This window comes from Agromyces ramosus (genome assembly GCF_004216665.1).
Lineage (GTDB): Bacteria > Actinomycetota > Actinomycetes > Actinomycetales > Microbacteriaceae > Agromyces > Agromyces ramosus.
The window spans coordinates 474,076-495,249 of record NZ_SGWY01000002.1 but is presented as its reverse complement, the minus strand read 5'-3'; the positions used below and the strand labels follow the sequence as shown (position 1 = coordinate 495,249).

The window sequence follows — 21,174 nt, the reverse complement described above, 5'->3', positions numbered from 1 at the left end:
CGGCGCCTACCGCGGCTTGCCGAACAGCCCGACCCCGTAGCGGTGGAGCAGCTCGTAGGCGTCGGCGTACGTCTCGGGTTCCTCGTCGTCGGGCGTGCCGTACTTCGCGAGGAGCAGCCCGAGCAGGCCGTGCGCGGGCGGGCTGAGCGGCTTGTCCTTGTGGGCGTGCGCCGGATGCGGCGCCTCGGTCTGCGGGTTCGGCGGGATGTACTGGGGCGAGGTGGACGGCCAGCTGATGGGCTGGCGGGGCTGGTCGAGGTTCACGGCGTTGAACAGGTTGTTCGCGCCGAGGTCGCGACGGGTGAGCGGCTGCAGTCCGTGCAACCGCGAGAGGGTGGCGATGACGGCCGCGTGGTGCATCTCGTCGTGGACGATCGTGCCCGCCCGCGTGTAGGCCGAGACCGCGATCGCGGGCACGCGGCATCCCAGCCGGTCGAATCGGAACCCCATCTCGCCGTCGGAGTCGGCGTGCGGCGGCGTCGCCGGCGGCGGCGGCACGTGATCGTAGGTTCCGCCGTGCTCGTCGAAGGTGATGAGGAACATCGTGTTCATGGCGTTCGAGCCGTCGGGGCGCGCGCTGCGCTTGATGGCCTCGTAGATCTCGTGCACCAGGGCCTCGCCGGCGCGGACGTCGGAGACGGCGGAGTCGATGACGGGCCGGCCCTCGACGACGTCCTCCTTGAGCTTGCCGAACGGAGGATGGAAGTCGTTGTGGTTGTACGTCATGCGCGGCTCGATGAACGAGTAGGCGGGCAGCGTGCCGAGCTTCACGTCCTCGTAGAAGTCGCTCATCGTCGCGAAGTGGTCGGTGCGCCAGTACTGCTCGAGCACGGGTGCGTGCAGGACGCCCGTGAACGAGACCAGCTGGAGCTCGTCGTAGTAGATGCGCCACGAGATGCCGGCCTCCTCGAGCCGGTTGAAGATCGTCGGCGACGCGGCGGCGTCGAGCCATTTCTCGTAGCCGCCGCCGGCCTTGTTCGTGACGAACCCGTGCGACGTCGACGCGTGGAAGAACGAGCGGTTGCAGAACGTCTGGGAGGGCACCGCGCAGTACCAGTTGTCGTAGACGGCGAAGTTCCTCGCGAGCGTCGAGAGCACGGGGAGCATCTGGGGTGAGAACGAGCCCATGATCTGGGCCGCCTCCTCGGCGGACGGCGGGGTGCCCTTGCGGAGCCGCATGAAGTTGATCCAGTAGTCGCGCACGAATCCCGACATCGTCGCATCCACGTCGCGCGACGGCGCGTTGTACGGGGCGCTCATGGCCTCGACGAAGAGCTCCGCGTTGGTGGCGGGGTCGACCGTGCCGAAGATCTGCGTGTTGACGTGCGGGAACTCCTCGCCCGGGTCGGGGTTGGGGCGGCCCATGATGTCGTCGGTCGGGCCCTCGTACACATGCGCGGCCACGACGGTGCCGTCGGGCGACGTGTTGCGGTAGTCGCCGAAGGCGAGTCCCTCGTACCTCTCGCCGTCGGGCAGGTCGTCACCTGAGTAGAGGTAGCCGAGGAGGTTGTCGAACGAGCGGTTCTCGCCCATCAGCACGACGAGGTGGTCGAAGCCGGCCTCCTGGCGCGCCGTGAGCGGCACGAAGAAGTCCGCGCCCTCGGCGAATCCCGCGGAGTGGCCGATCGCGGCGCCGGCCGCCGCGCCGATGCCTCCGCCGACGACGGCACCCGCCGCGGCAGCGCCCCCGATCTTCAGGAAGTCGCGCCGCGAGGTGCCCGCGCCGTCGCCGGGCGAGTCCGCGTGCTCGTGCCCGGCGCCCTCCGCCGCGCCCTCCGCCTCGTCGTGCGCCACGTCGCCCCCACTCCCCGTGTCAGGCGTCGAGTGCGCCCGGCCCCTCGGTCACGAGCCGCGCGAACTGCGCGGCGTCGATGACCCGGACGCCGAGGCTCTCCGCCTTCGCCAGCTTCGATCCGGCCCCCGGCCCCGCCGCGACGAAGTCGGTGTTCTTCGACACGCTCGAGGCCGCTTTCCCGCCTGCCGCGATGATAGCTTCCTGTGCCCCTTCTCGCGTGAATCCCTCGAGGCTGCCGGTCGCGACCACCGTGAGCCCGGCGAGCACGCCACCGGCTGCCGCGGCCGCGCCGGGACCGGCATGCCCGGGCGTCGCGAACTGCACGCCGGATGCCGCCCAGCGATCGACGATGTCGCGATGCCAGTCGACGGCGAACCACTCCCGCAGCGAGTCCGCGATGGTGGGCCCCACCCCGTCGACCTCGGCGAGGTCGGCGTCGGTCGACGCGCGGATCCCGTCGAGCGAGCCGAAGTGCTCGGCCAGCGCGCGGGCCGCCACCGGCCCGACGTGCCGGATGTTGAGCGCGACGAGGAGGCGCCAGAGCGGCTTCGACTTGGCAAGCTCCAGGTTGGCGATGAGCTCGTACGCGGCCTTCGACGGGACGTGGGTCGCGTCGCCCGCGAACTCGGCGGCATCGGGGTCGTACGCGGGATCGGCATCGCGACCGGTGCGCCGTCGGATGCGCCGGAACGGCGCCCGATAGACGGGCGTGCCGTCGTCCTCCAGGCGTGGCAGCCCGGTCTCGACATCGCGGACGACGACCTCGATCGGGAAGAGCTCGCGCACCGTGAGGTCGAACAGGCCCGCCTCGGTGGGCAGGGGCGGCACCTCGGGCACCGCGGGGTGCGTCAGCGCCGCCGCCGACACCTCGCCGAGCGCCTCGACGTCGAGCGCGCCGCGCGACCCGATGTGCTCGACCCGCCCGCGCACCTGCGCCGGACAGCTCTCGGCGTTGGGGCAGCGGAGGTCGATGTCGCCCTCCTTCATCGGCCGGAGGGGCGTGCCGCACTCGGGGCACTCCGACGGCATCACGAACGCGTGCTCGGTGCCGTCGCGCAGTTCGACGACCGGCCCGAGCACTTCTGGGATCACGTCGCCCGCCTTGCGCAGCACCACGGTGTCGCCGATGAGCACGCCCTTGGCCTTCACCACCTCCTGGTTGTGCAGCGTCGCCTGCCGCACCACCGACCCCGCCACTCGCACGGGCTCCATGACGGCGAACGGCGTCGCCCGGCCGGTTCGGCCGACGCTCACGACGATGTCGAGGAGCTTGGTGTTGACCTGCTCGGGCGGGTACTTGTAGGCGATCGCCCAGCGCGGGGCGCGTGACGTGGCGCCGAGCTCGTCGTGCAGGGCGAGCTCGTCGACCTTCACGACGATGCCGTCGATCTCGTGCTCGACGTCGTGGCGGTGCTCGCCGTGGTACGCCACGAACTCCTGCACGCCCTGGACGGAGTCGAGCACGCGGAAGTGGGCGCTCGTGGGGAGCCCCCAGCTCGCGAGGAGCTCGTAGACCTCGGACTGCGAGCTCACGGGCGGGTCGGGCCATGCGCCGATGCCGTGCACGAGCATGCGCAGGCGATCGAGCCGGTCGCGCATGAGGGCGAGCTGGGCGGCGTTCTTGCCCTCGGCCTTCTGTCGCAGTGATCCGCTCGCGGCATTGCGCGGATTCGCGAACTCCCGCTCGCCCGCCGCGGCCTGCTTCGCGTTCAGCTCGTCGAACGCGGCGACGGGGAAGAACACCTCGCCGCGCACCTCGACGAGCGGCGGATGCCCGGTGCCCGCGAGCCTGGTGGGGATCGAGGGGATGTAGCGGATGTTCTCGGTGACGTCTTCGCCGACGCGGCCGTCGCCGCGCGTGGCCGCCGTGACGAGCCGCCCGTTCTGGTAGCGGAGGTTGATCGCGAGGCCGTCGATCTTGAGCTCGCAGAGCCAGTGCACCGGGCGACCGGCCGCCGCCTCGGCCCGCGTCGCCCATTCCGCAAGCTCGTCGGAGGAGAACACGTTGTCGAGGCTCAGCATGCGTTCGGCGTGCTCGACGGGCGCGAAGAGCGTCGTCTCGCCCCGCCCGCCCACGGTCAGCGTGGGGCTGTCCTGGCTCTGGAGCTCGGGGTATGCGCGCTCGAGCGCCTCGAGCTCGTGCATGAGCCCGTCGTACTCCGCATCGGAGATGATCGTCGTGTCGCGCTCGTAGTACGCGTCGCGGGCCTCGTTGATGCGGATCGTGAGGCGCTCCACCTCGTCGGCCGCGTCGGAGAGGCTGATGCCCTGGTCGATGTCGTCGTCCACCACATCGACAGTCTAGGGACGCCCTCCGACGCGGCCGTCGACGTCAGCCCCCGAATCCGGCGCGGTCGACCTTGCGGTGGTAGTGCGTGCCGGCCTTGCCGCCGAGGATCGCGCCTCCGAGGCTCGCGAGCGCGACCACGATCGCCGTGAGGATGCCGGCCAACGTGAGATCGCCCTCGCTCAGCGGGATGCGCGGGAAGACGTTGAGGTCGGCGAACACGTCGTACTGGCTGCCGACCACCACGCCGAGCAGGGCCACGACGATCGCGATGACGAGTGCCCACACCCACACGGCGAGGCCCTGCACCATGCCGTTGAACCGCGCCATGCGGCCGGCGACGTAGCCGCCGCAGTAGTACGCGACGAACAGGATGACGAGCAGCGCGATCGCGCCGATCCAGCCCACGCTTCCGGCGTCGAGTCCGACCTGGTCGGCGGCCGCCTCGACGTCCTCCGCGCCGAGCCCGAGTGCCGCCCCGGTCGCGGCGAGCAGTGCCGTGAGGATCGTCGCGGTGCCGAATGCGGTGAGCCAGCCGAAGAAGGCCGCGCCCACCTTCACGCCGCCGAACGCCTCGCGTTCGCGGGCGACGACCTCGCGTCGGTCGGCGACGCGGGCGGCCGCCTCGCGCCGGTCGTCCACGCCGTCGCGGTCGCGGTCGACGACTGGTGCGGCCGCCTCGCGTCGGTCGTCCACGCCGTCGCCGTCGCGGTCGACGACGGGTGCGGCCGCCTCGCGCCGGTCGTCCACGCCGTCGCCGTCGCGGTCGACGGCGACATGTCGCGCATCGGCACGGTCGTCGGCGGGCAGGGCGGTGGTGTCTCCGGTGGCGGTCGGTCGCTCGGGGTATCGGTCGGGGTCTCGCGGGGTACTCACGGTGGCCTCCTCGTGATGGGGTTTGCACGCCGGGGGTGGCGGCGTCACCGCGAATCTACGGGAGGAGGGAACGACCCGACGAGGCCTTGACAGCGGCCCGTCCGACGTGCTCGCGCGTGCAGCGAACACTCGGCGCGTGTTCAGGGTTCGCGGGCCGAACTCGGGCTCGCCGTGCGATCGGGTGGGCTACCCGTCCAGCCCGACGCGATCGACCCTCCGGTGGTACCGGACCCCGGCCATGCCGCCGAGGATGGCGCCGCCGAGGGTCGCGACGACGACGACGACCGCGGCGACGACCCCCGCGAGCACGAGGATGTCCTCTGAGAACGCGACGCGCGGGACCTCGACCAGGCCGTCGGGGATGAGGTCGTACCGGCTGTCGAGCACCACGCCGAGGATCGCCCCGACGATCGCGATGACGATCGCCCAGACCCAGACGGCGATGCCCTGCACGACGCCGCTGAAGCGTGCCATGCGCCCCGCGACGTAGCCGCCGCAGTAGAAGGCGACGATCAGGATCGCGAGCGATGTGCCCGCGCCGATCCAGCCCGCCGCCTCGGCATCGAGGGGTCCGAACCCGGCGAACGCCCCCGGCCCGGTGAAGTCGAGCCCGAGCACCGCACCGATGGCAAGGAGGAGCCCCGCGAGGAGACCCGCGGTGCCGGTCGCCGTGAGCCACCCGAAGAACGCCGACCCGACCTTCACGCCGCCGAAGCGCTCCCGCTGGCGTTCGATGATCTCCTCGGTGGTGATCGGACCGGAGTCGAGGACCTCCCAGTCCACGGGTCGTGCCTCGATGGTGGCCACCGGGCGCGTCGAGGGTGCCGGATCCAGGTTCCGGAACGGCTCAGCGGGGTCTCGGTTCGGATCGGCGGGGTACAGAGGGTAGGACACGGCATCTCCTCGTCACGTGCTCGGCGCCGGGGGTGGCGCCAGCGCGAATCTACGCGAAACGGGTCGCGTCGGCGAGGCCCCGACGCCCGCCGGCGACGCTGCGCGCGGGATCCGCGGACGGCGTCGCCGCCGGCTCGCCGCAGCCCGGCAGGGGACACCGGGCGAGCTCAGGCGTCGACGGAGACCGCGCTCACCGTACGGTCGATGGTGCACTGGCCGAGCACCCGCGTGCCGACGTACACGACGGCGGTCTGCCCGGGGGCGACCCCGTCGAGCGGATGCTCCGGGGTGACGACGAGCTCGCCGTCGGCGACGACGGCCACCGCGGGAACGGGGTCAGCGTGCGCGCGGATCTGCACCTCGCAGGCGAACGGCGTCGCGGCATCCGCGGGGGGAAGCCCTGCCCAGGTGTAGCGCGACCCGGCGATCTCGGCCGTCGCCAGCGCCTCCTTGGGGCCGACCACCACGGTGTTCTCCTTCGGCCGCACCTCGAGCGCGAAGCGGGGGCGCCCATCGGGCGCGGGCGTTCCCAGGTGCAGGCCGCGGCGCTGGCCGACGGTGTACGCGTGCGCGCCCTCGTGCGAGCCGACGACCGCGCCCGACCGGTCGACGATGTCGCCCGGCGCCACGCCGACGCGCTCGGCGAGCCAGCCCTTCGTGTCGCCGTCGGGGATGAAGCAGATGTCGTGGGAGTCGGGCTTCTGCGCGACCGACAGCCCGCGCCGCGCCGCCTCCTCGCGGACGAGCTGCTTCGACGGGGTGTCGCCCAGCGGGAAGTACGCATGCGCGAGCTGCTCGGCGGTGAGTACGCCGAGCACGTACGACTGGTCCTTCGCCCAGGCGCTCGCCCGGTGCAGCTCGCGGTTGCCCGCGGCATCCGTGACGACGGCGGCGTAGTGGCCGGTGCACACGGCGTCGAAGCCCAGTGCCAGCGCCTTCTCGAGCAGGGCGGCGAACTTGATGCGCTCGTTGCAGCGCATGCACGGGTTGGGCGTGCGCCCGGCGGAGTACTCGGCGATGAAGTCGTCGACGACGTCGGCCTTGAACCGCTCGGAGAAGTCCCACACGTAGTACGGGATGCCGAGCACGTTCGCGGCGCGCTGGGCGTCCATCGAGTCCTCGATGGTGCAGCAGCCGCGACTCCCGGTGCGCAGCGTGCCGGGCATGCGGCTGAGCGCGAGGTGCACGCCGACGACGTCGTGTCCGGCATCGACCGCGCGCGCCGCAGCGACGGCGCTGTCGACGCCGCCGCTCATCGCTGCGAGAACCTTCACCCGTCCAGTGTAGGCAGCGGGCTCCTGAGCGGATGCCCCGTGGGGCGGCCGGACGCGATCCAGGTCCGGCGCGGCGGCGCGCGTCAGCGGTCGAACGACGTCGCGCGCGCGGCCAGGCCGGCCTTGGCCGCCTGGGCGTAGGCGCCCGGAAGCGCCGCAAGGAACGCGTCGACCTCGGCGTCGGTGGAGACGTGGCCGAGCGTGATGCGCAGCGCACCTCGCGCGTCCGACTCGGAACGCCCCATCGCCATCAGCACGTGGGACGGCTCGGGCACTCCCGCCTGGCACGCCGAGCCGGTCGACACCGCGACGCCCGAGGCGTCGAGCAGGAAGAGCAGCGAGTCGCCCTCGCATCCGGGGAACGAGAAGTGCACGTTGGCGGGCAGTCGCCCGGACGGGTCGGGGTCGCCCGAGAGCCGCGCCGCGGGCACCGCGGCGAGCGCGCCCGCGATGAGTCGGTCGCGCAGCGCCGACATCCGCCGCGCGTCCTCGTCGAGCCGCTCGTGCACCGCGGTGGCGGCCGCCGCGAACGAGGCCGCCGCCGCGACGTCCTGGGTGCCGGAGCGCACCCGGCGCTGCTGTCCACCGCCGTGGATCAGCGGCTCCACGGCCGCCGAGCGGTCGAGCACGAGCGCACCGATGCCCGCCGGGCCGCCGATCTTGTGGGCGGAGACGCTGAGGGCGACGAGACCGGCGCCCGGGCCGGCATCCGTGGCCCGCCGGAGCCCCCGGACGTCGATCGGCAGCTGCCCGTACGCGGCGATCGCATCGACGTGCAGGGGCACGCCGGCGCGGGCGGTGAGCCGCGCGACCTCCTCGACCGGCTGGACCGTGCCGACCTCGTTGCTGGCCCAGAGCATCGTGACGAGGGCGACGGATGCCGCGTCGCGGGCGAGCTCCGCCTCGAGGACGTCGAGGCGCAGCCGGCCGACCTCGTCGAGCGGCAGCACCACGACCTCGGCGCCCTCGTGCGCGGCGAGCCACTCGACCGTGTCGATCGTGGCGTGGTGCTCGCCGGCCGGGACGAGCAGGCGCGGGCGAGCACCGGGCCCGCCGTCGACGGCGGAAGGCGCGGTCGACTGCCTCCGCCACCAGAGTCCCTTGATCGCGAGGTTCACCGCCTCGGTGCCGCTGCCGGTGAAGACGACCTCGATGCCGTCGACCCCGAGCGTCGCGGCGACGCGCTCCCGGGACTCCTCGAGGAGTCGCTTGGCCTGCTGGCCCGCGCTGTGGATCGACGACGGGTTGCCCACCACGGCGAGCGCAGCGGTGAGCGCCTCGATCGCCTCGGGGCGCATCGGGGTGGTCGCGGCGTGGTCGAGGTAGACCATGGCGCGCCCTCCTCCCCGGCCGATGTCCCGCCCCGCACGCCGGGGTGGCGTGCGCGGTGGGAGCGCTTGCATACGAACTACTGTAGATCGCATGTCCGCGCTCGACCCCCTCCACGACCTCGGTGTCCGCACCGGCGCGGACGGCGGCGACATCCGGGTCTGGTCCGAGCACGCGACGTCGATCGAGCTCGAGGTGTTCGCCGACGCCGACCTCGACTGGGCGGTCGAGCGCACGCCGCTCGTGCGCGACGGGCACGGCGTCTGGGCGGGATCCTCGGCGGCCCTCGTGCCGGGCGCGCGCTACGGGCTGCGCGTCGACGGCCCGGCCGGCTTCGATCACGCCTTCAATCCCGCGCACACCCTGCTCGATCCGTACGCGCGCGGACTCGCGCCGGCGGCCGACGGGTCGTGGCGCGGCGTCGCGCTCGAGCCCCTCACCGACGCCGGGTTCGACTGGGCGGGCACGTCGAAGCCCCGCGTCGCGCTCGACCACACGGTCGTGTACGAGACGCACGTGCGCGGGTTCTCGAAGCTCAACCGCGCCATCCCCGAGCCGTTGCGCGGCACCTACGCCGGGCTCGCCCACGACGCATCGCTCGAGTACCTCACGGGCCTCGGCGTCACGACGGTCGAACTGCTCCCCGTGCACGCGTTCGTCACCGAGCAGCGCCTGGTCCGGCAGGGGCGCCTCAACTACTGGGGCTACAACTCCCTCGCCTTCTTCGCGGCGCACGCGCCGTACGCGTCGGCGGCCGCGCAGTCCGAGGGGGCGCACGCCGTGCGGCGCGAGTTCGCCGGCATGGTCCGGCGGCTGCACGAGGCCGGCCTCGAGGTCGTGCTCGACGTCGTCTACAACCACACCGCCGAGGAGGGCCGCACAGGACCCACCTACTCGTTCCGCGGCATCGACAACGCGTCCTACTACCGTCACGACGCGCACGGCCGGTACGTCGACACCACCGGATGCGGCAACACCCTCGACTTCGGGCGCGGAGCACCGCAACGGCTCGTGCTCGACTCGATGCGGTACTTCGCCGAGGAGCTGCAGGTCGACGGGTTCCGCCTCGACCTCGCGGCCACCCTCGGCCGCGACGACCACGGCGGCTTCACCCCGGAGCATCCGCTGCTCAGGGCGATGCTCGAGGATCCGGTGCTGAGCACCGCCAAGCTCATCGCCGAGCCGTGGGACGTGGGGCCCGGCGGATGGCGCACGGGCGACTTCCCGGCCGGCTTCACCGAGTGGAACGACCGCTACCGCGACCGCATGCGCGACTTCTGGCTCGGCGACCTGCGGCGCGAACGGCAGACGGGCACCGCGGGCAGCGGTATCGGCCGGTTCGCCACGCGGCTCGCCGGTTCGGCGAACACCTTCGCGCTCGAGCGCGGCCCGCTCGCCAGCCTCAACTTCGTGACGGCGCACGACGGCTTCACCCTCGCCGACCTCACGGCCTACGACGTGAAGCACAACCTCGGCAACGGCGAGCACGACCGCGACGGCACCGACCACAACAACTCCTACAACCACGGCGTCGAGGGCGAGACCGACGACCCGGTGATCCGCGCGGCCCGGCGGCGCACCATCCGGAACCTGCTCGGCACCCTGCTGCTGTCGGCCGGCGTGCCGATGCTCACGGCCGGCGACGAGTACGGCCGCAGCCAGCGGGGCAACAACAACGCCTACTGCCACGACTCCGACCTGACCTGGCTGTCGTGGCGCGACGACGGGCGAGACGACGGCATCCTCGCGACGACGAGGCGACTGCTGCAGTTGCGCGCCGAGAACCCCGCCCTGCGCCCGGTGCGATTCGGCCGCTCCGGCGAGACGATCCCGAGCGCCTCGCAGATGGACTGGTTCAACGCCGATGGCACGACCATGACCATCGACGACTGGCACTCCCCCGAGGAGCGCACCCTGCAGTACCTCGCCGCGTCGACGCCCGAGTTCGAGGCGTTCAACCGCATCCTCCTCGTCGTGCACGCGCACGAGGCGGAGACCGAGGTGGTGCTGCCCGACCATGCGGGCGTCACGGGCTACACCCGCCTCTGGGACTCCGTCGAGGAGGAGCCGGTGCACGACCCGATCGACCACTCCCCCGGCGAATCGATCATCGTGCCGCCGCTCTCGATGCACCTGTTCCGCGCACATGGCGAACGATGGACGGGCGAACGGGCGGACGGTCGAACGGTGATGGACGAGCGATGACGGGCGACCGGTGATGGCCAGGCGCACGGATGCCGCAGCCGGCACGCCCGCGACGGTCGCGCTCACCCGGGCGGGCATCGCGTTCCGGGCGCTCTCCTACGAGCACGACCCGCGAGCCGCGGCGTACGGCCTCGAGGCCGCCGAGAAGCTCGGGCTCGACCCCGACCGCGTGTTCAAGACGCTGCTCGCGAGCGTCGACGGCGCGCTGGCCGTGGGCATCGTGCCCGTGGCCATGCAGCTCGACCTCAAGGCGCTCGCCCAGGCCCTCGGCGGCAAGCGCGCCGAGATGGCCGACCCCGCGCTGGCCGAGCGCAAGACGGGCTACGTCGTGGGCGGCATCAGCCCGATCGGCCAGAAGGCCCTGCTGCCGACCGTGCTCGACGAGTCGGCGATCCTCGCCGAGACGATCTACATCTCGGGTGGGCGACGCGGCCTCGACCTCGAACTCGCCCCCGACGACCTCATCGCGGTGACCGGCGGCCGGTACGCGCCGATCGCCCGGAAGCGCTGACCGCCGACCGGCCCGCCTCAGTCGGCGACGGCGACGAGCCCCAGCTCCGCAGGCGAGACGAGCAGCGGATGCCGCGGCACCACCCGCACCGTGTAGCCGAACGCCCCGGCTCGGTCGAGCACGACCGTGCCGGTGTACAGGCGCGGGCCCGACGCGGCGGACGCGGCATCCGTCGACCGCTCGGCCTCGAGCGGCGTGCGGCGCACGCCCTCGATCGACTCGTCGCTCCGGCTGCGGCCGTACACGACCTCGACGGCCACGTCGTCGGGCGCCAGCCCGTCGAGCTCGACGTAGGCGCGCAGTCGCAGCTCGTCGCCGACGTGCGGCGACTCCACTCCCCCGGACTCGACGTGCACGACCTGCACCTTCGGCCAGGACGCCCGTACGCGCGCCCCGAACGCCGCCAGATCACGCGCGCCGCGGTCGCCGTCGGCCGCCACGCGCGCCGCCTGCTCGGCCGCCGGGCGGTAGAGCTCCTCGACGTACTGCTTCACCATGCGGTCGGCCCCGAGCTCGGGCGCGAGCGTCGCGAGCGTGCGGCGGACGCGACGCACCCACTCCAGTGGCACCCCGTCGGCGTCGCGCTCGTAGTACCGCGTCGCCACCCGATGCTCGAGCAGCTCGTACAGCGCGGCGGCCTCGAGGGCGTCGCGCTCGCCGGAATCGCCCGCGGCATCCGCCGACGGGATCACCCAGCCGTAGTCCTCGCCGGCGAACTCGGCCCACCAGCCGTCGAGGATCGACAGGTTGAGGGCGCCGTTCATCGCGGCCTTCATGCCCGACGTGCCGCACGCCTCGAGCGGGCGCAGCGGGTTGTTCAGCCATACGTCGCAACCCGGGTACAGCAGCTCGGCCATGCCCATGTCGTAGTCGGGCAGGAACACGATGCGTTCGCGCAGCTCGGGTTGCTGGGCGAACTGCACGAGCCGCTGGATGAGGCGCTTGCCCTCGTCGTCGGCGGGATGCGACTTGCCCGCGATCACGAACTGCACGGGACGTTCGGCGTTGGTGAGGATCGCCTTCAGCCGCTCGGGGTCGCTGAGCATGAGGGTGAGGCGCTTGTAGGTCGGCACGCGGCGGGCGAACCCGACCGTCAGCGTGTCGGGGTCGAGCACGCGCGACACCCACAGCGGCGCCTGGGCGCCGGCGTGCTGGTCGCTCCACGCCGCGGCGAGGCGGCGCCGCGCGTCCTCGACGAGCTGCAGCCGCATGCGCCGCTTGACGCCCCAGAACTCGGCGGCGGAGAGGGCTCCGCTCGCCCAGTCGGCGTGCTCCGTGTCGGCGGTTCCGAGGGTCGCCTCGGCGAGCCCCAGGAGCGCCGGGTCGGTCCACGTCGGCGCGTGCACGCCGTTCGTGATCGACGTGATCGGCACGTCCTCCGAGTCGAAGCCCGGCCACAGGTCGCCGAACATGCGTCGGCTGACCTGCCCGTGCAGCTTGGAGACGCCGTTCGCGCGCTGCGCGAGCCGCAGGCCCATGACCGCCATGTTGAACGGGCTCGTCGCAGGGTCGGACCCGGGCTCGACGCCGAGCGCGAGCGCGTCGGCCGGGTCGACGCCGGGGAGCAGCGAGCCGGTGAGATACCGCTCGACGAGCCCGCGCTCGAAGCGGTCGATTCCGGCGGGAACCGGCGTGTGCGTCGTGAACACCGTGCCGGCGCGCACGAGCTGCAGCGCCTCGGCGAACGAGTGGCCCTCGGCGATGTGCGTGGCGATGCGCTCGAGGCCGAGGAATCCGGCGTGGCCCTCGTTCATGTGGAAGACGTCGGGCGCCGGTCGGCCGCTGAGCTCGGTGAACGCGCGCACCGCGCGGGCGCCGCCGATGCCGAGGAGCAGCTCCTGCAGCAGGCGGTGCTCGCCGCCGCCGCCGTACAGGCGATCGGTGACGGATCGCAGGTCGTCGGTGTTCGCTGGGATGTCGGTGTCGAGCAGCAGCAGGGTGATGCGGCCGACCGCGGCCTTCCAGACACGGGCGTGCAGCGACTCGTCGTCGGGCAGCGCGAGCGTGACCTGCACGGACGAGCCGTCGGGCCGGCGCAGCACCGAGAGCGGCAGCCCGTCGGGGTCGAGCACCGGGTAGCGCTCCTGCTGCCAGCCGTCGGGCGAGATCGACTGGGCGAAGTAGCCGGCCTTGTAGAACAGGCCCACGCCGATGAGCGGCACGCCGAGGTCGGAGGCCGCCTTCAGGTGATCGCCCGCGAGGATGCCGAGGCCGCCCGAGTACTGCGGCAGGGCCGCGGTGATGCCGAACTCGGGCGAGAAGTAGGCCACCGTGCTCGGCGCGTCGGTGCCGAGCGACTGGAACCAGCGAGGCTCCGAGAGGTACTCGCGGAGCCCGTGCCGCTCGCGTTCGGCCCACTCCACGTACCGGCCGTCGGCTGCGAGCTCGTCGAGCCTCGCGGGGTCGACCTCGCCGAGGAACGCCACGGGATCCCGTCGCGAGCTGCGCCACAGCTCGGGATCGATGTGCTCGAACAGGCGCTTCGTCGGCTCGTGCCACGACCACCGGAGGTTGCCGGCGAGCTCCTCGAGCGCGGACAGCGAGCCGGGGACGACGGCGCGGACGGTGAACTTGCGAATCGGCTTCACGCGCTCCACCCTAGGTCGACCGCGTGTCGAATGTGTGAACGGCCCGTCTCGACGATCGTCGCACCATCGGTGCGGCCCGCCGCGTGGCGGCGCGAGCATAGCGGACGCCGCGCGCGACGCGAAAGGCTCCGCGGTTCGGCAACCCGATCGCGACGCGCGTGGCATTCCGCGCTACGGTCGGAACGTGACCACCCACGCAGTGCTGGCCGGCCGGATCCCGGTGACCCGGGTCACCCCCGCCCTCCCCGACGACCGATGGAGGCCCAAGGCCTATGCGGGCGAAGTCGTGCCCTTCCGCGCGACCGTCTTCCGTGAGGGCCACGACCAGGTCGGCGCGATGCTGGTGCTCACGAGCCCGTCCGGGCAGGTGCGCCACGAGCGGATGTCGCCGCTGGCGGCCGGCACCGACCGGTGGGAGGCCCAGGCCCTCCTCGACGAGCAGGGCGTCTGGCACTGGCACGTCACCGGGTTCGACGACGAGATCGCCACCTGGCGGCACGACGCGGCCCTGAAGGTCGACGCGGGCGTGGACACTGAGCTGATGTTCGAGATCGGCGCGCGCCTGATGGATCGCGCCGTCGCCGAGAAGTCGCGCCCGCTCGCCACCCGGCGTCGGCTCACCGCGCTCGCCGCCGGGCTGCGCGACACCGGGACGTCCGTCGCCGAACGCCGCGCGCTCGTCGACGCGCCCCTCCTCGACGTGTTCACCGCCTGGCCCCTGGCCCGGCTCACGAGCGACTCGCCCGAGCACGAGATCCTCGTGGAGCGGCGACGCGCCGGGGTCGGCTCCTGGTACGAGTTCTTCCCGCGCTCGGAGGGTGCCCGCCGCCTCAAGGACGGCACCTGGAAGAGTGGCACCTTCCGCACGGCGGCGAAGCGCCTCGACGGGGTCGCCGCCATGGGGTTCGACGTCGTGTACCTTCCGCCGATCCACCCGATCGGCGTCACCAACCGCAAGGGACGCAACAACACCCTCGACCCGGGCCCGAACGACCCGGGTTCGCCGTGGGCGATCGGCGCCGCGTCCGGCGGCCACGACGCCGTGCACCCCGACCTCGGCACGCTCGCCGACTTCCGCGCGTTCGTGCGCCGGGCCGCCGCGCTCGGCATCGAGATCGCGCTCGACCTCGCACTGCAGGCCTCCCCCGACCACCCGTGGGTCGCCGAGCACCCCGACTGGTTCACCCAGCTCCCCGACGGCACCATCCGGTACGCCGAGAACCCGCCGAAGAAGTACCAGGACATCTACCCGGTCAACTTCGACGACGACCCCGAGGGCATCTTCGAGGAGGTGCTGCGCGTGGTGCGGCACTGGGTCAAGCAGGGCGTGCGGATCTTCCGAGTCGACAACCCGCACACCAAGCCCCTGACGTTCTGGGAGCGCCTCATCGCGGCGGTGAACGCCGACGACCCCGACGTCGTCTTCCTCGCCGAGGCGTTCACACGTCCCGCGATGATGCAGGCGCTCGCGATGGTCGGCTTCCAGCAGTCGTACTCCTACTTCACGTGGCGCAACACCAAGCAGGAGCTCGAGGAGTTCCTCACCTCCGTCTCCCAGGACACCGCCGACTTCATGCGGCCCAACCTCTTCGTGAATACACCCGACATCCTCACCGAGTACCTCCAGTTCGGCGGGCCCGCCGCATTCACGGTGCGCGCGACGATCGCCGCGACGGCGGCGCCGACGTGGGGCGTCTACTCGGGATTCGAGCTCTTCGAATCGGTCGCCCGTCCCGGCGCCGAGGAGGCGATCGACAACGAGAAGTACGAGTTCAAGCCGCGCGACTTCGCCGCCGCCGAGAAGGAGGGACGCTCGCTGGCGCTCTACCTCGGCATCCTGAACGGCATCCGCAACGCGCACCCGGCGCTCGGCCAGCTGCGGAACATCCGCTTCCACGCGAGCGAGGACGACTCCGTGCTCGTGTACTCGAAGCACCTCGACGGGCGATTCACGCCCGACGGCCGCGACGACACGGTCATCGTCGTCGCGAACGTCGATCCCCACTCCGTGAGGGAGACCACCGTGCACCTCGACCTCGCCGCCATCGGCCTCACCCCGGGCACCCCCTTCGAGGTCGAGGACCTCGTGACCGGGCATCGCTGGGACTGGGGCGATGCCAACTACGTGCGACTCGACGCGTTCACGAGACCCGCGCACATCCTCCACGTGGTGCGAGGCCGCGATGACTGACCGGATGCCGCTCCCCACCCCCGCGGTCGACGACGCCGTGCTCGCCGCCGTCGCCGAGGGGCGCCACTCCGACCCCCACTCCGTGCTCGGGCAGCACGGATTCGAGCTCCCCGGCACGCCGGGCGCGCACACGGTCATCCGCACGCGGCGGCCGCTGGCCGACCGGGTCGAGGCCCTGCTCGACGGGGGCGACGTGCTCCCGCTCGAGCACGTGGGCCACGGGATCTGGGCGGGATCGGGCGCGTTCGGGCCCGTCGACTACCTGATCCGCGCCTTCTACGGCGACGACGAGTGGACGAGCGACGACCCGTACCGGTTCGCGCCCACGATCGGTGAGCTCGACCTGCACCTCATCGGCGAGGGCCGTCACGAGCAGCTCTGGTACGTGCTCGGCGCGCACCACCGCGAGCACTGGGGCGCGACCGGCGCCGTGCGCGGCACCGCGTTCACCGTCTGGGCGCCGCGCGCCCGCGCCGCGCGCGTGGTCGGCGAGTTCAACCGCTGGGACGGCGCCGGCCATGCGATGCGGAGCATGGGGGCAGCCGGGATCTGGGAGCTCTTCGTCCCCGACCTCGAGCCCGGCACGATCTACAAGTTCGAGCTGCTCACGGGCTCCGGCGCATGGGTCATGAAGGCCGACCCGATGGCCAGGCAGGCCGAGGTGGCGCCCGCCACCGCGTCGGTCGTGAGCGTGAGCTCCCACGAATGGGGCGACGGCGACTGGATGTCGCGGCGCGCGTCCACGAACCCGCACGACGGCCCGATGAGCATCTACGAGCTCCACCTGGGCTCCTGGCGCCCCGGCCGCGGATACCGCGACGTCGCCGACGAGCTCATCGAGTATCTCGACTGGCTGGGCTACACTCACGTGGAGTTCATGCCCCTCGCGGAGCATCCGTTCGGGGGCTCATGGGGCTACCAGGTCACCGGCTACTTCGCGATCACCTCGCGCTTCGGCAGCCCCGACGACCTGAAGTACCTCATCGACCGCCTGCACCAGGCGGGCTTCGGCGTGCTCATGGATTGGGTCCCCGGGCACTTCCCGAAGGACGACTGGGCGCTCGCGAAGTTCGACGGCGAGGCGCTCTACGAGCACCCCGACCCGCGCCGCGGCGAGCAGAAGGACTGGGGCACCTACGTCTTCGACTACGGCAACCCGCGCGTGCGCAACTTCCTCGTGGCCAACGCGCTCTTCTGGCTCGAGGAGATGCACATCGACGGGCTCCGCGTCGACGCGGTCGCCTCGATGCTGTACCTCGACTACTCGCGTGAGGACGGCGAGTGGCTGCCGAACATCCACGGCGGCCGCGAGCACCTCGAGGCGATCGGATTCCTGCAGGAGGCGACCGCGACCGCGTACAAGCGCAACCCCGGCATCGTGATGATCGCCGAGGAGTCCACGTCGTGGCCGGGCGTCACCGCGCCCACGTCGTCGGGCGGGCTGGGGTTCGGCTTCAAGTGGAACATGGGCTGGATGCACGACACGCTGCAGTACATCCAGAAGGACCCGATGTACCGCGCGCACCACCATCACGACCTCACGTTCTCGTTCCTCTACGCGTTCAGCGAGCACTTCGTGCTGCCGATCAGCCACGACGAGGTCGTGCACGGCAAGGGGTCCCTCATCCGCAAGATGCCGGGGGATCACTGGCAGCAGCTCGCGAACGTGCGGGCCTACCTCTCCTACATGTGGGCGCACCCGGGCAAGCAGCTGCTCTTCATGGGCCAGGAGTTCGGCCAGCTCTCGGAGTGGAGCGAGGAGCGCGGACTCGACTGGTGGATCCTCGACCAGCCGACGCACAAGCAGCTCGCCGAGTTCGTCGGGGCGCTGAACCGCACCTATCGCGAGACCGCCGCCCTCTGGCAGCTCGACGACGACTCGTCGGGCTTCGAGTGGGTCGAGGGCGGGGCGGCCGCCGAGAACGTGATCGCGTTCCTGCGATACGACCGCGAGCGGCGGCCGTTGCTGTGCGTCGTCAACTTCGCGGGTCGCCCGCACGAGGGCTTCCGGCTGGGCCTGCCCCGGTCGGGCCGCTGGCGCGAGGTGCTGAACTCCGATGCCGAGCAGTTCGGCGGCTCCGGCGTCGGCAACCTCGGCGGCGTCGACGCGACCGACGATCCGTGGTCGGGACGCCCCGCGTCCGGGGTCTTCACGCTGCCGCCGCTGGCCGCGGTGTGGTTCGCGCTCGAGGCGTGAGCCGCGGCGGATCAGCCGGGCGAGTCGATCAGTAGAGCAGGTTGGTGAGGCGGCGTCGTGCCGCCACGACCCGGGGGTCGTCGGTGCCGGCGACCTCGAACAGCTCGACGAGTCGCTCGCGCACGGTGCGCTTGCCGTCGGCGTCGAGCTTCGGGAACAGCGTGAGCAGGCGGTCGAACGCGTCGTCGACGTGGCCGCCCGAGAGGTCGAGGTCGGCGACGTCGAGCTGCGCCGCGAGATCGTCGGGCGCGGAGGCCGCGGCGTTGCGGATCTCGTCGAGCGTCCTGCCCTGCAGGCGCCCGAGCAGGTTCGCCTGGGCGAGGCCGGCGACGGCGAGCGAGTCGCGCGGGTCCTGCGCGATCGCGGTGCGGTAGGCGGATGCGGCGGCCGCGAAGTCGCCGCGCTCGATCGCGTCGTACGCCTCCTGGTGCAGCGGCGGCAGCGGTTCCTCGACGGGCTCGGCGGGAGCCTCGCCGGAGTCGTCGCCGACGGCGACCCGGCCGGCGACGCCGTGCTGGGCCCCGAGCTCGAGGAGCTGGTCGAACACCTGCTCGATCACGTCGTCGGGCTGCACGCCCGCGAAGAGCGGGACCGGCTGGCCTGCGACGACGGCGACGACCGTGGGGATCGCCTGCGCCTGGAATGCCTGCACCAGCTGCGGGCTGCGGTCGGCATCGGCGGCGGCGAGCACGAGCCGCCCGTCGCGAGCGCGCACGAGCCGCTCGAGCGTCTCGACGAGTGCGGTGGACTGCTCGCTCCACGACGCCCACAGCACGACCACGACGGGGACGGTGCGCGAGAGCTCGAGCGTGGAGCCGAACGCCGCGTCATCCGTCTCGAAGACGATGCGATCCCCGCCTGCGGGCGCGCCGGCCTCCGGCTGCCGATCCTGCGGGCGCTGCACGAGTGCGGAGAGGTCGACGGCCCCCCTGAGGCCGTGGGCGGGGGTGGGGTCGGTCACGGTACCTCCGATGCTCCGATCAGGCTCTCGGACCAGCCGAGGAGCCGGATCTGCTCGTCCGAGCCAACGCTCGGCACGTAGAACAGCAACTGCACGCCGATGACGCGCTGCACGCCCTTCGCGCTCTTCTCGGTGAAGCCCGAGAGTGCCGCGCCGGGTGCGCCGGACTCGAATCCGATGGTGCCGCCGTCGTTCGGGGTCACCTTCTCGGTCTGCTCGATCGAGGCGGTGACGAGTGCGCCGGAGTCGTTCGTGGCCAGCGCGACCGTGGGGCTGCTGCCGACGACGTTCGAGAACGCGATGTCGGCCGTCGGCGGCAGGGCGTCGTTGATGGCCTGCTGGCCGGTGACGCCGAGCTGCTCCCGCAGCACGTCGCCCTCAGGGTCGAACATCGGTGCGAACTCCGACTGGTCGCCCTTGAGGAGCACGTCGGCGTAGGCCGAGGCGACCTGGCCGGGGGGCATCACGAGGCCCTTGAACTCGGGCGAGATGAGCGGCGCGCCGATCGACGCGGGCGCCACCTCGGGCACGTCGGCATCGGGCGCGAGCGACATCGCGTAGGCGATCTTGTAGTTGTCGCGCGGCGTGGCCTGCTGCATGACGAGGGCCGTCGGCGCCACGGTCGGGTCGTCGCTGTTCTTGGCGATGGTCAGGACCGTGCGTCCGCTCACCGGCCAGCCCTCGACCTGCTGCGGGAGGGTCAGGGTGAGCGGAGACGCCGGGATCGCGGTCGGAGCGGGGTGTTCGGGCAGGGTGCCCCGGATCTTGTAGTTGGCCTGGCGAGCGGCCAGTGCCGGACCGGTGAAGCGCTCGGCGAGGGCGGCCGCGTCGAGCGCGGCGTCGGCCTCGGTCGTGGAGACCGCGACGCGGCGCATGATCCGCTCCATCTGCGGCACGGTGACGGCGGGCTCCATGACCGCTTCGTCGGTGGCGGGCGCCTCCGTCGGAGTCGGCGTGCCGGTCTCGGTGGCCGGCGCGGTCGACGGCGCGGCCTGGTCGAAGCTCGGCCAGTAGTCCGCCGAGCAGGCGCTCAGCGCGATCGCCGGGACGACGATGAGCGGCAGGAGGGCGATCCGCTTGGCTCGGCCGACGGCGCGGCGCCCGCCGCCGCTGCCGACCTGGCTCTGGCGGAGCGAGGGCGGCTTCGGTGCGCTGGGTAGCTTGCCGCGGGGACCCCTGGGCAGGTTGCGACGCGGGCCGCGCGAGCGGCGGTGGTGCACGAAGCCCGAGACGAGCAGTGCGATGCCGCCGAGGAAGACGAGCGCCCCGCCCGCCAGCAGCGGTCCGGCCCACGGTGTCGAGTTGTCGAGCGGCCAGGCGATCGCGAGGTCCGTCGGAGCGGGTGCGGTGCCGTCGCTGGCGAGCAGCACCGAGATGTCGTCGGGCACGTCGATGGTGGTCGTCACGCTGCGCTCGTCCGTGAACTCGTCGAGCCACAGGTCGGAACCGACCGGGGATGCGGCGGGATCTGCGGCCGCCTCCGTCTCGCCCTCGGCACCGGTGGCAGGCGGCGCCGGCTCCGCGCCGTCGGCCGTCGAACTGTCGTCGTCGACGGCCTCCGTCACGACGACCTCGCTCGTGAGCTCCTCGGCCTCGGCGTCGTAGTGCACCGCCACGTACGGAGAGTCGCCGATCCACGCGGCGACGTCGGAGCTTCGCCCGTAGGAGACGAAGACCGTCTCGGCGCCCGACACCGTGAGCGTCTGCTTGCCGGAGTAGGCTCCCAGCGCATCGGGCTCGATGACCGTGTAGGCCGCCTGGCCCTCGACCTCGGCCGAGAGCGACACGCGGTCGGGGTCGAGGAGGACGGTGCGTTGGGCGATGCCGAACCCGATCATCACGGCCGCGGCGATGAATGCCACGATGGCGAGGGCGAAGCGCACGAACGAAACCTCCGGTGCCGCATGTCGCGGCGTCGAACAAAGACATTCCACACTACCGGCGCTGTCTGGGAGTCTCCTAACCACCCGCTGAGGATGGACCGGCACCCGGCGACATCGCGCCCTGAGGCCCCGTGGGCGCGGCCGTCCGGTCCCTGTGGGCAGACGTGCACGACGGTTGTCGTC

The 21,174-nt window shown here is 72.3% G+C and carries 13 protein-coding genes; 4 read left to right on the top strand and 9 right to left on the bottom strand.

Going from position 1 to position 21,174, the window contains the following annotated elements; all coding sequences use genetic code 11:
- Positions 1 to 6: 6 nt before the first annotated feature.
- The 6 genes from EV187_RS08860 to EV187_RS08835 all read right to left on the bottom strand — a co-directional run bounded on the left by EV187_RS08860 (position 7) and on the right by EV187_RS08835 (position 8,457).
- Positions 7 to 1,794, bottom strand: a complete 1,788-nt coding sequence (locus EV187_RS08860; RefSeq protein ID WP_130352694.1) for an alkaline phosphatase family protein — start codon at positions 1,792 to 1,794, stop codon at positions 7 to 9.
- Positions 1,795 to 1,813: 19 nt separating this feature from the next.
- Positions 1,814 to 4,087 carry an NAD-dependent DNA ligase LigA gene (gene ligA, locus EV187_RS08855; RefSeq protein WP_423190881.1) on the bottom strand — a complete coding sequence of 758 codons (2,274 nt, stop codon included), beginning with the start codon at positions 4,085 to 4,087 and terminating at the stop codon, positions 1,814 to 1,816.
- A gap of 40 nt (positions 4,088 to 4,127) precedes the next feature.
- Positions 4,128 to 4,958 (bottom strand): hypothetical protein, encoded by an 831-nt coding sequence (locus tag EV187_RS08850; protein WP_130352693.1) that lies wholly within the window; start codon positions 4,956 to 4,958, stop codon positions 4,128 to 4,130.
- Between the two features lie 186 nt (positions 4,959 to 5,144).
- Positions 5,145 to 5,741: a hypothetical protein gene (locus EV187_RS08845; RefSeq protein WP_130352692.1), complete on the bottom strand. Its 597-nt coding sequence runs from the start codon at positions 5,739 to 5,741 to the stop codon at positions 5,145 to 5,147.
- 278 nt (positions 5,742 to 6,019) lie between these two features.
- On the bottom strand, positions 6,020 to 7,126 hold the full coding sequence (gene mnmA, locus EV187_RS08840; RefSeq protein WP_278039120.1) for a tRNA 2-thiouridine(34) synthase MnmA: 1,107 nt from the start codon (positions 7,124 to 7,126) through the stop codon (positions 6,020 to 6,022).
- A gap of 83 nt (positions 7,127 to 7,209) precedes the next feature.
- Positions 7,210 to 8,457 carry a cysteine desulfurase family protein gene (locus EV187_RS08835; protein ID WP_130352691.1) on the bottom strand — a complete coding sequence of 416 codons (1,248 nt, stop codon included), beginning with the start codon at positions 8,455 to 8,457 and terminating at the stop codon, positions 7,210 to 7,212.
- A 91-nt stretch (positions 8,458 to 8,548) separates the two neighbouring features.
- Between EV187_RS08835 and glgX the strand changes: the two genes are divergently transcribed.
- Together glgX and ybaK are read left to right on the top strand one after the other, a co-directional pair.
- Positions 8,549 to 10,660 (top strand): glycogen debranching protein GlgX, encoded by a 2,112-nt coding sequence (gene glgX / locus EV187_RS08830; RefSeq protein WP_130352690.1) that lies wholly within the window; start codon positions 8,549 to 8,551, stop codon positions 10,658 to 10,660.
- A 13-nt stretch (positions 10,661 to 10,673) separates the two neighbouring features.
- The gene (gene ybaK / locus EV187_RS08825; protein WP_130353256.1) at positions 10,674 to 11,171 is read left to right on the top strand and encodes a Cys-tRNA(Pro) deacylase; all 498 of its coding nucleotides are present in this window, start codon (positions 10,674 to 10,676) and stop codon (positions 11,169 to 11,171) included.
- 17 nt (positions 11,172 to 11,188) lie between these two features.
- Here ybaK and glgP read toward each other — a convergent pair whose 3' ends face one another.
- A complete protein-coding gene (gene glgP, locus EV187_RS08820) occupies positions 11,189 to 13,759 on the bottom strand; it encodes an alpha-glucan family phosphorylase (protein WP_130352689.1) in 2,571 nt (856 codons plus the stop codon).
- A gap of 184 nt (positions 13,760 to 13,943) precedes the next feature.
- Here glgP and EV187_RS08815 point away from each other — a divergent pair, with 184 nt between their 5' ends.
- Together EV187_RS08815 and glgB are read left to right on the top strand one after the other, a co-directional pair.
- Positions 13,944 to 15,950 (top strand): alpha-1,4-glucan--maltose-1-phosphate maltosyltransferase, encoded by a 2,007-nt coding sequence (locus EV187_RS08815; protein WP_207221791.1) that lies wholly within the window; start codon positions 13,944 to 13,946, stop codon positions 15,948 to 15,950.
- 4 nt (positions 15,951 to 15,954) lie between these two features.
- Entirely contained in the window at positions 15,955 to 18,147 is a 2,193-nt protein-coding gene (gene glgB, locus EV187_RS08810; protein ID WP_242609511.1) for a 1,4-alpha-glucan branching protein GlgB, read from the top strand.
- Positions 18,148 to 18,175: 28 nt separating this feature from the next.
- On the opposite strand, the gene EV187_RS08805 is transcribed toward glgB, so the two are convergent.
- Both EV187_RS08805 and EV187_RS18345 read right to left on the bottom strand, forming a co-directional pair.
- Entirely contained in the window at positions 18,176 to 19,108 is a 933-nt protein-coding gene (locus EV187_RS08805; protein WP_130352687.1) for a tetratricopeptide repeat protein, read from the bottom strand.
- Positions 19,105 to 20,991 (bottom strand): DUF8094 domain-containing protein, encoded by a 1,887-nt coding sequence (locus EV187_RS18345; RefSeq protein ID WP_165391148.1) that lies wholly within the window; start codon positions 20,989 to 20,991, stop codon positions 19,105 to 19,107. The genes EV187_RS08805 and EV187_RS18345 overlap by 4 nt, the downstream gene beginning before the upstream one ends.
- Positions 20,992 to 21,174 lie beyond the last annotated feature (183 nt).